The sequence below is a fragment of the Azospirillum sp. genome, from assembly GCF_035628975.1.
Lineage (GTDB): Bacteria > Pseudomonadota > Alphaproteobacteria > Azospirillales > Azospirillaceae > Azospirillum.
Genome location: NZ_DASPIS010000087.1, coordinates 60,015 through 74,650 on the forward strand (window position 1 = coordinate 60,015; position 14,636 = coordinate 74,650).

Consider the following 14,636-nt stretch of genomic DNA (forward strand, 5'->3'; position numbering starts at 1 on the left):
AGCGCCGGTGCCGGGCGTCCTCCAAGCAAACCAAGGTATGAGTGGCGGCGGCCCGTTCAGATCCGTCAACTCATCGTCAGATCCTTCAAGAAGCGGGCGCCGCCCGTCTCTAGGCTGACAGAAACGGAACGGCACGGCGCGGGGGCTGGAGGCGGACGCATGGGAGCGAGCGGAGGGGCAGTGCCGGGCGGTTCGTACATGGCCGGGCGGCCGACCGAGCGCCGGCTCGACATCCTGGCGATTCCGCTGGCGCTCGCGGTGTTCGTCATCGACACCTTCACCGATATCGAGAGCGCCATCGCCGTCCTCTATGTCCTGGTCCTCCTCCTGGCGGCAACCACGCTGTCCCGGCGGGGAATCCTGCGGGTGGCGGCCGGCTGCGGGCTGCTGGCGGTGCTGTCCTTCCTGCTTTCGCACTGGCACGACATGGACCTGTCGGCGGTGCTGCGCTGCGGCGTGTCGCTGGCGGCGATCCTGATCACCGGGGCGCTGCTGGTGCGCGACCATGAGTCCCGGGCGCTGCTGGTGCGGGCCAACGGGGCGCTGGCGCGCAGCGAGAAGCGTTACCGCAGCATGTTCGAGCAGGCGCGCGTTTCCCTGTGGGAGCAGGACTTCACCGCCGTCACGGCAGCGCTCGACGCCCTGCGGGCCGATGGCGTGACGGACCTTGCCGCCCACGCGCAGGCCAATCCCGGCTGGGCGCGGGAGATGGGCGCGCTGGTCGTCACCACCAACGTCAACGACGCCACCCTCGAACTGCTGGGTGCGGCCGACCGGGCGGACGTGCTGGGGCCGCTGGAGCGTTTCCTTCCCGAAGACGACCCGGCGATGCCGCAGGTGCTTCTGGCGCTTTGGGACGGGTGCGACCGGTTCGAAGGGCGGGCGCAGCTGATCGCCGCCGACGGGCGCGTTCTGACCGTGCTGCTCGGCATCAGCTTCCCGGACGACGGGATCGGCTTCGATCAGGTCGTGGTCGGCATCGTCGACATCACCCAGCGCGAACGCACGCAGGAGGCGCTGCTGGCCGCCCAGGCCGAACTCGCCCGCGCCGCGCGCGCCGCCACGCTGGGCGCCCTGTCCGCCTCCATCGCCCACGAGCTGAACCAGCCGCTGGGCGCCATCGTGCTGAACGCACAGGCCTGCCTGCGCTGGCTGCGCCGCGACCCGCCCGACATCGAGACCGCCGCCAAGGCGGTGGACCGCATGATCCGCGATGGCAAGCGAGCCGCCGAGATCGTGCAGCGGACCCGCGGCATGCTGGTCAAGGATGCCCGCTGCGACGAGACCATCGACCTGCGCCGGCTGGTGGAGGAGGTGGCGCTGCTGCTGGAGCGCGAGTTGTCGGCCGCCGCCGCGGTGCTGTCCACCGACTTCGCCGCCGACGTTCCGCCGGTGCGGGGGAGCCGCGTGGGGCTGCAGCAGGTGCTGATCAACCTCGTCACCAACGGCCTGCACGCCATGGCGGAAGCCGGCAGCCCCCGGCGCGACCTGACCGTAACTGTCGACAGTCCGGAGGAAATCCAGGGCATGGCGCAGGTCAGGGTCTCCGTGCGCGACCACGGTCCGGGCATCGACGAGGGCAGCCGCGCCCGCCTGTTCGATCCCTTCTTCACCACCCGGCCGGACGGCATGGGCATGGGGCTGTCGATCTGCCGCTCCACGGTCGAATCCTGTGGCGGCACGCTGAGCGTCCACAACCATGCGGAGGGCGGCGCTGTGTTCGAATTCACCATTCCCGCGGCGTCGCCCGAGCCATCCACCCATTTGCCGGCCACCCCATCGCCGGCCACCCTATCGCCGGGCGCGCCGCTGGCCCCGGCACGAGAGGACTGACCGCCATGCCGCCGACCCCCGCCGTGCAACAGGCCCCGTCATCGGCCAAGGACGATCCGCTGGTTCTCGTCGTGGACGACGACGGCGGCATGCGGGAGGCGGTGGTCGATCTTCTGCGGTCCGTCGGCATCGAAAGCCGAGCCTTCGGCAGCACGGCCGAATTGCTGGCGGCGGCGGTTCCCGACCGGCCGGGTTGCCTGATCCTCGACGTACGGCTTCCCGGCCTGGGCGGGCTGGAGTTCCAGACGAAGCTGGAAAGCCTGGGCATCGCGCTGCCCATCGTCTTCATGACCGGCTTCGCCGACGTGCCGATGTCGGTGCGGGCGATGAAGGCCGGGGCGATGGATTTCCTGATCAAGCCCTTCCGCGACCAGGACATGCTGGACGCGGTGGAGGCCGCCATCGCCCGCGACCGGTCCCGGCGGCGCGAGCGGACCGCCGCCATGACGGTCGAGGCGCAGGCCGCGACCCTGACCCCGCGGGAGCGCGAGGTGATGGCCGCGGTGGTCCAGGGCCGGCTGAACAAGCAGATCGCCGGCGATCTCGGCATCAGCGAGGTGACGGTGAAGCTCCACCGCGGCAAGGTGATGCGGAAGATGCAGGTCCGCTCTGTCGCCGACCTCGTCCGCAAGGCGGAAATGCTGATCCCGGAGGAGTGACGGCCGGCACCGGTTGGCGTTCCGCCCACTCCGGCCGTCGGCGGGACCGGGCGGCGCGCCGGAGGTCAGAAGGTCATCGAAAAGGCCAGTTCGGCCGAGCGCGGGCGGCCGAGCACCCAACTGTTCGTGCCGCCGGCCACGGCATAGACCTCGTCGAACAGGTTGAAGGCGCGCAGGCTCAGCTTGGTGTTGCCGGTCGGCCGATAGTCCAGTCCGGCATTGACGACGGTGTAGGCCGGCCGCACGCTGGTGTTGGCGGCGTCGGCATAGGTCTTGCCGACATGTTGCAGGCCGGCCCGCGCCTCCCAGCCCGGCAGGAAGGTCCAGCTGGCCCAGACATTGGCGGTGCGTTCCGGCACGCCGGTCGGCACGTTGCCGGCATAGGACACCGCGCGGCCCGAGACGGACTGGGTGAAGTCATCATATTTGGCCCGCAGCAGCGCACCGTTGACGTCCACCCGCACGCCCTCCCACAGGCCGAGCGACAGGGATGCCTCCAGCCCCCGCGACGATTGCCGGCCGACCTGCATCGTCACGCCGGGCCGGTTGGGATCGGTGGTGAGCAGCTTGTCCTTGACGATGCGATAGGCGGCCAGCGTCCATTCGCCGCGCCCCTCCAGGAAGGACTGCTTGACGCCGATCTCGACCTGCCGGCCGGTGGACAGGTCGAAGTCCTTCTGCGTCGGCGACAGCGAAATCAGATTCCCGACTGGATCGACCGCGGTGGCGTACTGGCCATAGACGGCCAGACCGGGCATCACCTCGTACACCGCGCCGGTCCGCCAACTGGTGGCGCGGAAGTCCTTGGTGTAGCTGCTTCCCGTCACCAAATCCCAGCGCTCCACCGTCGGCGCGTCATGGCGGATGCCGCCGACCAGCGACAGCCGCGGCGTCACCGACAGCCGGTCCTCGGCGAACAGGGAGTATTGGCGGGTGCGCGACCGGTTGCGCGGAGTGGTGCCGGCGCTGTTGAGGAACAGGCCGGGCGCCGGGTCGAACGGATCGACCGTGCTGGAGCCGCCATAGGGCGAGTTGTTGGCGTGCTTGAACTCGATCCGGTTCAGGTCGAAGCCGCCGACCAACTCGTTCCTCATGCCGAAGAAGCTGCTGCGCCACGTCGCGTCGAAGCGGTTACCGACCTGCCGCTGGTCGTGGTAAATCTCGATGTAGCTGTTGCGCACCACCTGCCCGTTGGCGGCGTTCCAGGCATAGCTTTCCACATCCTTCCAATGGCGGTGGCTGGTCAGGTGATAGGCTGTGTTGCGCAGGGTCAGCGCGTCGGACACCGCCCACTCGGCCTTCAGCTGAGTCCAGTTGTCGCGATAGCGGATCTCGCTGTCGGCGACGTTGAAGTTGCGGTGCCGCAGCGCGCGGTCGAGCCGGCCGGCGATCAGCGGCGTCCCGAAATACTCCTGCGGCTGCTGGTCGCCGTAATCGTTGGACAGGGTGACGGCGAGGTCCGGCGTCGCCTGCAGCTTCACCGCGCCGGAGACGGCGAGGGACTTGTTGTCGCCGCGGTCGACCCAGCCGTCGGACCGGCTGCCGCCGACGTCCAGCCGGTAGGACAGCTTTTCGCCGAGCGGACCGCCGCTGCCGGCGGCGGCGCGCCGGGTGCCGTCGGTGCCGATGGCGACCATCGCCTCGTTGCGGAACTCCGTCGTCGGCCGCTTGGGCACCACATTGACGACGCCGCCGATGGCGCCCTCGCCATAGAGGACGGAGGCGGGGCCGCGCAGCACCTCGATCCGCTCCGTCGACCATGTGTCGAAGGGGAAGGTGACGGTTCCCGACCCGACATAGAGTCGCGTCCCGTCATAAAGCTGCATCACCGAGCCATGTCCGGCGAAGCCGCGCGTCGCCAGCGCGGAGCCGCCATTGCCGGGTGCCGCCAGAGTGGTGAAGCCGGTGGCGTTCTGGGTGATGGCCTCCGTCACGCTGGTCTGGCCGCGCTCGCGGATGGTCCGGCCGGAGATCACCTCGATGCTGGCCGGGGTTTCCAGCGGGGTGAGGTCGAGCCGGCTGCCGCCGCTGTTCGGCCGGTCGAGCATCAAACCGGCGGGGGCCGCGTCCGTCGAACGGCCGGTGACCGTGACAGGGGACAGCGTGAGCGGCGCGTCGCTCTCCTCGGCACTCGTGGCCGTTGGCGTGACGGTGGCCGCGACCAGGAACAGCGTCGCCAGGGGAGCGGGGCGGCGGCGGGAACGGGCAGGCGGCATCGATGGTCCTCCGGAATGGCTTTGAAGAGGGCGAGAAAAGGCGTTCCGCGAAGAGGGATTTCGCGGCAGAAGGTTCGGGACTTGCTGAAAGGTCGCTCCGGACGTTACGGGTCTGGGCGGCGGCGCATCAGCCACAGGAAGAAGGCGCCACCGACCAGGGCCGTGGCCACGCCGACGGGGATCTCGCGCGGGGCGAACAGCGTCCGTGCGGCGACATCCACCCACAGCAGGAGCAGGGCTCCGCCGAGCGCCGCCACCGGCAGCAGCGTCCGCAGATGGCCGCCCACCAGCAGGCGCGCGATGTGGGGCAGCACCAGCCCGACGAAGCCGATGCCGCCGCAGGCCGACACCAGCGCGCCGGTCATCAGCGCGGTGACGACGAACAGTTCCAGCCGCAGCCGCTGCGGATCGGTGCCGAGCGAGCGGGCCGCATCGTCGCCGAGCGCCAGCGTGTTGACCGTCTCGGCCCGCAGCCACAGCCAGCCGAGCCCGCACAGCGTCAGCAGGGCAGGAGCGGGCAGGACGCTCCAGCGCGCGGTGCCGAAGCCGCCCATCATCCAGAACAGCGCGGCATCGGCGCTGCGGTCCGCCGCCGCGACGATCAGCGTGTTGGTGACGGCGTGCAGGACGAAGGCAACCGCGACGCCGGTCAGCACCAGCCGCTCGCCGGTCACGCTGCCGTCGCGTCCGCGCGCGGCGGCGAAGACCGCCAGCATGGCGGCGAGCGCGCCGAGGAAGGCGGCGGCCGGCAGGCTCAGCGCGCCGGCGACCACGCCGGCGAACAGGATGACGCTCACCGCCCCGACGGACGCGCCGGCCGACACGCCGAACAGGTAGGGGTCGGCCAGCGGGTTGCGCGTCACCACCTGCAGCACCGCACCCACCGCCGCCAGCCCGGCGCCGGCCAGCGCGCCCAGCAGAACGCGCGGCAGCCGCAATTCCCAGACGATGTTGCGCTCCGCCCGGCCGAAGCCTTGCGCCGGGAAGGCCGCCGGCCAAAGCTCGTGCGAGACGACCGACCAGACCGTGCCGACGGGGATGCGGGCGGCGCCGAAGCCGACCGCGGCGACCAGTGACAGGATCAGGGCGGCGGACAGCACGAGGCACAGGCGCAGCGTGCGGGGGCGGTTCATGGCGTGAACAGCTCCGGGTGCAGCGTCCGCGCCATCCGCTCCAAAGCATCGACATTGCGGGTCGACGGGGTCTGTTCGGCATAGGTCAGGACGATGAACTGCCGTTTGCGCACAGCCTCCACATCGGCCAGCTGCGGGGCGGACAGCAGGTAGCGGATGGCAGCCTCGGCCGGGATGCGGTGGTCGCTGACGATGATCCATTGCGGGTCGCGCCGCACCATCTCCTCCCAGCTGACCCGGACATAGCTGTCGGCGATGTCGTCGAAGATGTTGCGGCCGCCGGCCAGATCCATCAGCAGGCTGGTCATGCCTTCGCGGCCGACCGACAGCGGGGCGGCGTCGGTGTGGCAATCGTCGCAATACATCACCCGCGGCCGCTGTGCGGTGGTGCCGGTCAGCCGGGTGACCGCGGCGACGCGGCGGCGGAAGTCGGCGACCATGGCCTCCGCCTGGTCGGCGATGCCGAAGATCCGGCCCAGCGCCAGCAGGTCGGCGTAGAGCGTCTCCATGCCGATCGGCTCGCGCGGGCCGATGCGGATGCAGCTTTCCCGCAGCGTGTAGGTGGCGACGCCCATCTCCGCGAGGCGGGCCGGGGTGAGGCCGCGAGCCTCGTTGAAGCCATAGCTCCAGCCGGCGAACAGGAAATCGGGGTCGGCGGCCAGCACCGCTTCCAACGTCGGGGCGCGGTCGGGCAGCTGGGGCAGGGCGGCGACCGCGCCGGGCGGTGCAATCAGGTGGCGTTCGGCCCCGGCGATGCCGGACACCGCGACCAGCCGGTCGGCCAGCCCGAGATCCAGCATGGTCTGCGTCATGTTGACGTCATGGACCATCGGCCGCTTGGGAGGTGCGTCGAACCGGGCGGTTTCGAAGCAATTGGCGACCTCGACCGGATGGCTCTGCGCCTGGGTGGGAGCGAAAGGCAGTGCAAGCCCGGCGGCGAGCAGGGCGCTGCGGACAATGGGGCGGAACGGGGCCGGGATCATGCGAGGTCCAGTCGGTTCGGCGCCAGCGGTGACAGGTCGATGCGCAGCCGGCCGTCGCATGGGCGGCGGTCCACCGCGGCGGCGACCCGGTAGACGGCGGTGAGCCGCTCCGCCGTCAGCGCCTCTTCCGGCGCAGCGTCTGCCTGCAGGCGGCCGTCCTTCAGCAACAGCAGGCGGTCGCACCAGCGCGCCGCCAGTTCGATGTCGTGCAGCGTCATCACGACGGTGATGCCCAGCGAACGCACCAGATCGAGGACGGCGAAGCGGTGCTGGATGTCCAGATGGTTGGTCGGCTCGTCCAGCAGCAGGATGCGCGGGCGTTGCGCCAGGGCGCGGGCGATCATCACCCGCTGCCGCTCGCCGCCCGAAAGCTGTTCGACCGGCCGCTCGGCCAACGCCTCCAACTCCAGCCGGGCCAGCGCATCCTCGACGATGGCGCGATCCTCCACCCCGCTTGCCGAGAAGACCGAGCGGCGGTGGACCAGCCGGCCCATGCCGACCACGTCGCGCACGGTAAAGCCGAGTGCGGCGGCGGAGTCCTGTGCCTGGAGCGCCAGCCGGCGGGCAAGCTCTGCCGGGCGCAGGGCGCGCGGATCGGCGCCGTCGATGCGTACCTGCCCGGCGGAGGGCGCCTGCAGGCCGGCAAGGCAGCGCAGCAGCGTGGTCTTGCCGGAGCCGTTCGGTCCGAGAATGCCGAGGATAGCCCCGTGCGGAACGGAAAATCCGATGTCCGACAGGACCTTGCGGCCGGCCAGTTCGCAGCTCAGCCCGTCCACCGAGACGGCGTGGATCCGGCGGGGGTGCGGTGCCCGTGTGGGGGAAAGCGCTGGCGTCATCCGTGCATCCTGCCGTTGCGGGCGGGAGGGTCGAGGCGGACGCATTGCGGAACACGCGGGCAATCCGGCGCGGAGTCCGGACGTGCGGTGGCAAGCGTTCCACCGGGACACCCCGCCCGAGGACGTTTCGTTTTGGCGCTGGCAGGTCTCCTGGCTTGCGGGTCATCACCGGTCCGTCCGGCCTTCCCAGCGCCGACGGGCGCCAGTGGCAGGAAATGACGGAACGGCTCACCGCTCACAGTTGCGGGGACAGCTCCGGTCTTGCCGCACGATGCGGCTCACCGGATTCCCTCTTAGCTTCCGGCGGCGGCCGCCGGAAGAACCAGTACCAGGGCCATTCATGAGCGACCCTGCTGCAGAGGTCAAGGTTCGAAACGAAATGGTCGCGGGAAATTTCTTTGCGACATGACCCTGACTTGGGCGCCGATGTCGGCCCTGTTTACGTCGGGCCGGTCATGGGGCGTCGTCTCGCGCGTCGGAAGCGACGGGGGGCGGGGAGGGCGTCCGCAAATCGATCCGCAAATGGGTCATCGTCATACAGGTCCGGTCGTTGCTCGATCACGTTACATGCTAAAATGTAACGTTATAACATAACATATCCGGTCGGCGCGCATCCCGCAAGGAGAAGATCGGCAGGGGCGGGACCCTGCCGTGGTAAGCAAAAACTCTGTTTGCCTCCGCCGTCACGCCAGATTGACGAGCAGGGCCTCCAGCATGCGGTCGCAGGCGGCCAGTTGTTCCTCGGTGATGAACTCGTCGGGCTTGTGGGCTTCGCCGATGCTGCCGGGGCCGCACACCACGGTGGGCATGGACAGGCGGCGCTGGAACAATCCGCCTTCCGTTCCGAAGGAAATCTTGCCGGTGCTGTTGCCGCCGGTCAGCGTCTTGACGAACGCCACAACCTCCGCGTTGCCGTCGGTGTCGAGCGCCGGATAGCTGGACAACTCGCCAATCGACAGTCCGGCGGTGGGGAAGTCGGCACGTAGGCGCCGGACGATGCCGTCGGCCTCCTCCCGGATGGCGTCCAGGAGCGGTTCCACCGGATCCTGCGGCAGATGGCGGATTTCGAAGTCGAGACGGCAGCGGTTCGGCACGATGTTCAGCGCTTCGCCGCCCTGGATGACCCCGGCATGGATCGTGGTCCAGGGCACGTCGTAGGCGTCGTCATGCGTGCCTTCGACGCGCAGCCGGTCCTGGATGCGGCGCAATCCCGTCAGCAGGTCGCTCGCCATGTGGATCGCGTTCAAACCCTGCGGCGCAAGGCTCGAATGGCATTCGACGCCGTGGCAGTCGGCGCTGAGAGCCGTCTTGCCCTTGTGGGCGGTGACCACCTGCATGCCGGTCGGTTCGCCGACGATGCAGAAGCGCGGACGGACAGGCAGGGCCGCCATCATCTCGATCAGGCGGCGGACGCCGAGACAGCCGACCTCCTCGTCATAGGACAGGGCCAGATGCAGGGGCTGGGACAGGGTCCGTCCGGCGGCGCGGTCGAACAGGGCGAGGCTTGCGGCGATGAAGCCCTTCATGTCGGCGGTGCCCCGGCCGAACAGCTTGCCGTCCCGGCGGATCAGCCGGAAGGGATCGCCGGTCCAGGCTTGCCCTTCGACCGGCACCACGTCGCTGTGCCCAGACAGCATGACGCCGGGGCGATCGGCGGGACCGAGCGTCGCGAACAGGTTGGCCTTGCGCCCATCCTCGCTCGGCACCAGCCATGTGGTTGCGCCGGCGGCCTCCAGCCGCTCCTGCACCCAACGGATCAGGTCCAGGTTGCTGTCGCGGCTGACGGTGCGGAAGGCAACCAGCCGTTCCAGAATGTCGATGGTCGCCGTCATGGATCACCTCCGCTTCTTCGATGCGCTTTTCAGGCGGCGTTCAACCGGTCGACGGCGCGACGCCAGCCGTCGCGGATCGCGTCGGCATCGACATGCCGGCCGTCCCGCACCACCAGCCGTCCGCCCGCCACCACGTCGCGCACCGCGTCGCGGGCGCCGGCGAAGACGTAGGAGTCCAGCAGCATGTCGTCGGTTCGGCCGTACAGCCGCGGATCGTCGGGGTTCAGCACGATAAGATCGGCGCGCTGGCCCGTGTCGAGACCGCCGGCCGGCCCCGGCAGGCCGAGCGCCTGCGCGCCCCCGGCGACGGCCGCCCGGTAAAGTGCCGCTCCGGTCGAGGCGCCGGCCGCCGGTGCCAGCAGGTTGCGCCGCCTCGCGGCCAGCCGTTGCCCGAACTCCAGCAGCCGCAATTCCTCCGCGGCGTCGATGATGACCTGACTGTCGGATCCGATGCCGAACCGTCCACCTTGGGTCAGGAAATCACGGGCCGGGAACAGCCCGTCGCCCAGATCGGCCTCCGTCGTCGGGCAGAGGCCGGCGACGGCGCCCGACGCGGCGATCCCCGCAACCTCGTCCGGCGTGACGTGGGTCGCATGGACGAGGCACCAGGAGGGCCCCAGCCAGCCGCGGTCGAGCAGCCATTGCACCGGCCGCCGGCCTGACCAGGCAAGGCAGGCATCCACCTCCGCCGTCTGTTCGGCGACATGGATGTGGACCGGCGCCGTCGGGTCGAGCGCCGACAGGCCGTCCAGCGCCGCCGCCATGGCGTCGGGCGACACCGCGCGCAGGGAATGCAGGGCGAGGCCGGTGCGGTGGCCGCCAGGTGCGGCGCGGCAGGCCTCGACGATGGCCAGCAGCCTGTCGGAATCGTTCAGGAAGCGGCGCTGCCCCTCGCCCGCCGGCTGTCCGCCGAAGCCGCCCTGGGCGTAGAGCACCGGCAGGTGGGTCAGACCGATCCCGGTGGCGTCCGCCGCGGCAAGGATGCGTTTCGAGGTCTCGGCCAAATCGGCATAGGGCCGGCCATCGGCATCGTGGTGGAGGTAATGGAACTCCGCCACCGAGGTATAGCCCCGCTCCAGCATCTCGGCATAGGCCATCGCCGCCACCGCCTGGAGGCTGTCGGGATCGATGCGGCCGACGAAGCCGTACATCACCTCCCGCCAGGTCCAGAAGCTGTCCTCCGCCGGCCCGGCCCGCTCGGTCAGCCCGGCCATCGCCCGCTGGAAGGCATGGCTGTGCAGGTTGGGCATGCCGGGGATGACGGGGCCGGCGGCCCGCTCGACCCCGACCGGCGGGGCGTCGAGCCCCGCCTCCAGCCCTGTGATCAGCCCTTGGGCGTCGAAACCCAGCAGCACCCCCGATGCCCAACCGTCGGCCAGCAGCGCCCGGTCGCAGTACAGCCGGTCGAGCCGGCGCGCGGCAGTCATCGTCCGATCCTCCTCATCGCAATCACCTTGTCGCCATCACTTGGCGTCGAAATAGCCGGCCTGGATGGTCTTTCCGATCAGGTTGCAGATGATGCGCCCTGCGGTGATGGCGGTGATGCCGTTCAGGTCCTTCTTCGGCGTGATCTCCACGATGTCCATGCCGACGACGCGGCCCTTGGCCACCAGCCCGTGGATGAGCGTGCGGATCTGCGGATAGGTGACGCCGCCGGGAGCGGGGCCGTTGACCGCCGGCATGATGGTCGGGTCCATGCCGTCGGCGTCGATGGTCAGGTAATAGCGGCCGCCGTCGGGGATGCGGTCGAGAACGGCCTTCATCCCGACATCCTGCAATTCCACGTCGGGGACCAGCACCGCGCCATAGGACAGCGCGGCCTCGACCTCTTCCGGCCGGGCGCTGCCGGCCGAACGCAGGCCGATCTGGAAGATCTGGCCGATGTGGTCCATTTCCGCGGCGCGTCGGATCGGGCTGGAATAACCGTTGCGGGCGCCATTCACGTCGTCGCGCCAGTCCAGATGGGCGTCGATGTGGACCAGCGTGATCGGCCCCTGGTCGTCATAGGCGCGCAGGACCGGGATCGGGATGCCGTGGTCGCCGCCGATGACGATGGGCAGCATGCCCTTGGCCAGCATCCGGCGCACCACCGCCTCGGCGTTGCGGTAATGCAGGTCGAGGTTGCGGGGATCGGCCTTCACGTCGCCGCAATCCACCACCTTGATGTCCTTGCCGCCCAGCAGCGGACCGCCGATGTCGAAATCCCAGCGCTCCAGCTTGCGCAGCGCGCGCTCGGTGTAGCGGCGCACCCAGGTCGGAGCGTTGGTCTGGTCGTTGGTCACCTCGTCGATCGAATAGGGATCGCCGTAGGGAATGCCGAGGATGCCGATATGGCCGTCGAGCTGGTCGATGTCGGTGCAGATCGGGAAATCGAGGAAGCTCTGCAGCTCGCGGCGCGGCGGGTTGGTCAGGCTGGTGCTCATGGTGGCGGTTCTTCTTGTCGGTTCATGACGGATGGGCGAAGGGCGCGCCGCGCCTCAGGCGGCGTCGGGGATCACGGCGGTTGCGTCGACCTCCACCACCCATTCCGGGCGGGCGAGCGCGCTGACCACGATGCCGGTCGACACCGGATAGACCCCCTTCAGCCATTTGCCGATGGTGCGGTAGACCGGCTCGCGATAACGCGGGTCGGTGATGTAGACGGTGATCTTGCAGATGTGCTCCAGCGACGAGCCGGCCTCTTCCAGCAGCATCTTGATGTTGGCCATCGCCTGCTCGGTCTGGCCAGCGGCATCGCCGACGGCGACACTTTCGCTGGTGTCGAGGTTCTGGCCGATCTGGCCGCGGACGAAGACCATGGTGCCGCGCGCGACGACGGTCTGGCACAGGTCGTTGTCCAGCGCCTGTTCGGGATAGGTCTTCTTGGTGTTGAACTGACGGATGCGGGTGTGGACGGTCATGGCGGGTTCCCTGGTTCCGGTATGCGGGATCGGTTCTAAAGGGCAAGAAGAAGGCGTCCGGCGCCCCCCGCGGGAGCGTCGCTGACGGATATGGCTGGGCGGCAGGGCGTCAGGTCAGTGCCGGGCGTCGCCCCCGATGAGTTCCGGAAAGACCGACGCCCGTTCGGCCAGCGTCGCCAGCGGGATGTGGCAGGCGATGCGGTGGCCGTCGGCCGTCTCATGGACGGGCGGGGCCCGTTCGTCGCAGATCGCCCCCAGCTTGCGCGGGCAGCGGGCGGCGAAGGCGCAGCCCCGGCCGCCGGGTGCGGCGGCGGCATCCTCCAGAAGGATCCGCGGCGTCTCCTGCCCGTCCTCCGCCAGCCGCGGCACGGCGGACAGCAGCGCCTCGGTATAGGGATGGTAGGGCGGGCGGAGCACGCTGGCGATCGGGCCCTCCTCGCAGATGGTGCCGCCATAGACGACCAGGACACGGTCGGCGATGTGCGACACCACGGCGATGTCGTGGCTGATGAAGAGATAGGACAGCCCCATCTCGTCACGCAGCTCGGCCAGCAGGTTCAGGATGTTGGCCTGCACCGAGACGTCGAGCGCCGACACCGCCTCGTCGCAGACCACGAAGTCCGGGCTGGTGGCGAGCGCGCGGGCGATGTTCACGCGCTGGCGCTCGCCGCCGCTCAGCTCATGCGGATAGCGGTCGGCATAGGCGGCCGGCAGCCCGACGCGGGTCAGCAGGCCGGCGATGGTCCGGCCCCGCTCCTCCGCGTCGCCTTTGCCGGCCAGCACCAGCGGCCGGTCCATCGCCGCCCCCACGGTCTTGCGCGGGTTCAGCGAGGCGGCGGAGTTCTGGAAGACCAACTGGGCACGGCGGCGCAGCTCCTGGTCGCCGCGCCTGACCCGCTCCGTCAGGTCGGCGCCGTCGAACAGCACGGTGCCGGCGCTGGGTTCGGTCAGCGCCAGCAGGGCACGGCCGATGGTGCTCTTGCCGCTGCCGCTTTCGCCGACCACACCCACGACCTCGCCGCGGCCGATGGTGAAGGACACATCCTCCACCGCCACGGTGCCGGCGCGGCGCAGCCAGGGCAGGATGGAGCGGTTCGCGCCGTAGACCTTGCGCAGATGGTCCACCTCGACCAGCGGGCCGGACTGCTGCGGCAGCGCCCTGGGCGGGCGGGCGGCGCCGGCATCCTCGTCCGGCCAGGGCGTGCCGGCCAGCGCATCGGCCTTCCAGCAGCGCACGCCGTCCCCGGCCTCGTCCATCCGCATCGTCTGCGGCAGGCTGCGGCAGGTCTCCTCGGCGAAGGGGCAGCGGGGGGCGAAGACGCAGGCGGTGACGGCGCCGCTCAGCTTGGCGACCGTTCCGGGGATGGAGGGCAGGCGGTGGCGCCGGTCCGCGGTGATGCGCGGTAGGGCGGCGACCAGTCCCTTCGCATAGGGGTGGGCCGGACGGGACAGCACGCGGCCGGTCCGCCCCGTTTCCACCACCACCCCGCCATAGAGCACGGTGACGGTTTCGCAGATCCGGTTGACGATGCCCAGATTGTGGGAAACGAACAGCGCGCTCAGCCGGTGGCTGTCGCACAGCTTCGCCAGCAGGTCGATGATGCGGGCCTCCACCGTCACGTCCAGCGCGGTGGTCGGCTCGTCGAGGATCAGCAGCTTCGGTTCGCAGCCGAGCGCGGTGGCGATCAGCGCCCGCTGCTGCATGCCGCCCGACAGCTCGTGCGGATAGGAGGCGGCGACCCGGCGGGGATCGCGGATGCCGACCTCGGCCAGAAGCTCCTCCACCCGGACCGCGGCCTGCCGGGATGAGAAGCCCTTGTGCTGGATCAGCGGCTCGGCGATCTGGCGGCCGACGGTCAGCGCCGGGTTCAGGGAGGTGAAGGGATCCTGGAAGACGGCGGCAATCCTGTCCCCGCGCAGCGCCCGGCGCTCGGCGGCCGGCAGCCGGCGGAGATCGACGCCATCGAACAGGATCTCGCCGGAGTCCACCCGTCCCCCGCCGCCCAGCAGATCGAGGATCGCCATGGCGATCGTGCTCTTTCCCGATCCGGATTCGCCGACCAGCCCCATCACCTCGCCGGGGCGGATGGCGAAGCTGACGTCGCTGGCCGCGCGCAGCGTGCCGCGGGCATTGCCGTAGCTGATGGTCAGGCCGCGGATGTCCAGCAACGGCGCCGCTTCGGGCGTCATCGCCGGGGCGATCACCGGCGGCACGGCCGGTCGCGCTTGCGGAGCGGTCATCAT

Annotated in this window: 11 protein-coding genes and 1 riboswitch; of the genes, 2 read left to right on the top strand and 9 right to left on the bottom strand. The window is 70.1% G+C overall.

The genetic code is table 11. The features are described from left to right. Positions 1-159 precede the first annotated feature (159 nt). Positions 160-1,833 carry a sensor histidine kinase gene (locus VD964_RS19090; protein WP_324870099.1) on the top strand — a complete coding sequence of 558 codons (1,674 nt, stop codon included), beginning with the start codon at positions 160-162 and terminating at the stop codon, positions 1,831-1,833. Between the two features lie 5 nt (positions 1,834-1,838). Beyond that, complete coding sequence (locus VD964_RS19095; protein ID WP_324870100.1) at positions 1,839-2,492, top strand: response regulator transcription factor; 654 nt, start codon at positions 1,839-1,841, stop codon at positions 2,490-2,492. Between the two features lie 65 nt (positions 2,493-2,557). On the opposite strand, the gene VD964_RS19100 is transcribed toward VD964_RS19095, so the two are convergent. From VD964_RS19100 to VD964_RS19140, 9 genes are all read right to left on the bottom strand, one after another. Continuing rightward, a complete protein-coding gene (locus tag VD964_RS19100) occupies positions 2,558-4,708 on the bottom strand; it encodes a TonB-dependent siderophore receptor (RefSeq protein ID WP_324870101.1) in 2,151 nt (716 codons plus the stop codon). Between the two features lie 104 nt (positions 4,709-4,812). Beyond that, positions 4,813-5,841 (bottom strand): iron ABC transporter permease, encoded by a 1,029-nt coding sequence (locus VD964_RS19105; protein WP_324870102.1) that lies wholly within the window; start codon positions 5,839-5,841, stop codon positions 4,813-4,815. Then, the gene (locus tag VD964_RS19110) at positions 5,838-6,824 is read right to left on the bottom strand and encodes an ABC transporter substrate-binding protein (RefSeq protein WP_324870103.1); all 987 of its coding nucleotides are present in this window, start codon (positions 6,822-6,824) and stop codon (positions 5,838-5,840) included. The genes VD964_RS19105 and VD964_RS19110 overlap by 4 nt, the downstream gene beginning before the upstream one ends. Continuing rightward, positions 6,821-7,660 carry an ABC transporter ATP-binding protein gene (locus VD964_RS19115; protein ID WP_324870104.1) on the bottom strand — a complete coding sequence of 280 codons (840 nt, stop codon included), beginning with the start codon at positions 7,658-7,660 and terminating at the stop codon, positions 6,821-6,823. Before VD964_RS19115 ends, VD964_RS19110 begins: the two co-directional genes overlap by 4 nt. Positions 7,661-7,783: 123 nt before the next feature. Beyond that, a riboswitch (cobalamin riboswitch) is annotated at positions 7,784-8,002 on the bottom strand. Positions 8,003-8,343: 341 nt separating this feature from the next. Continuing rightward, entirely contained in the window at positions 8,344-9,492 is a 1,149-nt protein-coding gene (gene argE / locus VD964_RS19120) for an acetylornithine deacetylase (RefSeq protein WP_324870105.1), read from the bottom strand. A gap of 29 nt (positions 9,493-9,521) precedes the next feature. Continuing rightward, positions 9,522-10,919 carry a formimidoylglutamate deiminase gene (locus VD964_RS19125; RefSeq protein WP_324870106.1) on the bottom strand — a complete coding sequence of 466 codons (1,398 nt, stop codon included), beginning with the start codon at positions 10,917-10,919 and terminating at the stop codon, positions 9,522-9,524. A gap of 36 nt (positions 10,920-10,955) precedes the next feature. Further along, the gene (locus VD964_RS19130; RefSeq protein WP_324870107.1) at positions 10,956-11,915 is read right to left on the bottom strand and encodes an agmatinase; all 960 of its coding nucleotides are present in this window, start codon (positions 11,913-11,915) and stop codon (positions 10,956-10,958) included. A 54-nt stretch (positions 11,916-11,969) separates the two neighbouring features. Further along, positions 11,970-12,392, bottom strand: coding sequence for a RidA family protein (locus VD964_RS19135; protein WP_111069517.1), 423 nt, complete (start codon positions 12,390-12,392; stop codon positions 11,970-11,972). Between the two features lie 114 nt (positions 12,393-12,506). After that, positions 12,507-14,636, bottom strand: coding sequence for an ABC transporter ATP-binding protein (locus VD964_RS19140; protein ID WP_324870108.1), 2,130 nt, complete (start codon positions 14,634-14,636; stop codon positions 12,507-12,509).

Bases quoted from the DNA above. Each gene is read 5' to 3' on its own strand.
- VD964_RS19095 (WP_324870100.1), top strand. From the start codon at position 1,839: ATGCCGCCGACCCCCGCCGTGCAACAGGCCCCGTCATCGGCCAAGGAC.
- VD964_RS19125 (WP_324870106.1), bottom strand. From the start codon at position 10,919: ATGACTGCCGCGCGCCGGCTCGACCGGCTGTACTGCGACCGGGCGCTG.
- VD964_RS19090 (WP_324870099.1), top strand. From the start codon at position 160: ATGGGAGCGAGCGGAGGGGCAGTGCCGGGCGGTTCGTACATGGCCGGG.
- VD964_RS19140 (WP_324870108.1), bottom strand. From the start codon at position 14,636: ATGATGACCGCTCCGCAAGCGCGACCGGCCGTGCCGCCGGTGATCGCC.
- VD964_RS19115 (WP_324870104.1), bottom strand. From the start codon at position 7,660: ATGACGCCAGCGCTTTCCCCCACACGGGCACCGCACCCCCGCCGGATC.
- VD964_RS19130 (WP_324870107.1), bottom strand. From the start codon at position 11,915: ATGAGCACCAGCCTGACCAACCCGCCGCGCCGCGAGCTGCAGAGCTTC.
- argE (WP_324870105.1), bottom strand. From the start codon at position 9,492: ATGACGGCGACCATCGACATTCTGGAACGGCTGGTTGCCTTCCGCACC.
- VD964_RS19135 (WP_111069517.1), bottom strand. From the start codon at position 12,392: ATGACCGTCCACACCCGCATCCGTCAGTTCAACACCAAGAAGACCTAT.
- VD964_RS19110 (WP_324870103.1), bottom strand. From the start codon at position 6,824: ATGATCCCGGCCCCGTTCCGCCCCATTGTCCGCAGCGCCCTGCTCGCC.
- VD964_RS19105 (WP_324870102.1), bottom strand. From the start codon at position 5,841: ATGAACCGCCCCCGCACGCTGCGCCTGTGCCTCGTGCTGTCCGCCGCC.
- VD964_RS19100 (WP_324870101.1), bottom strand. From the start codon at position 4,708: ATGCCGCCTGCCCGTTCCCGCCGCCGCCCCGCTCCCCTGGCGACGCTG.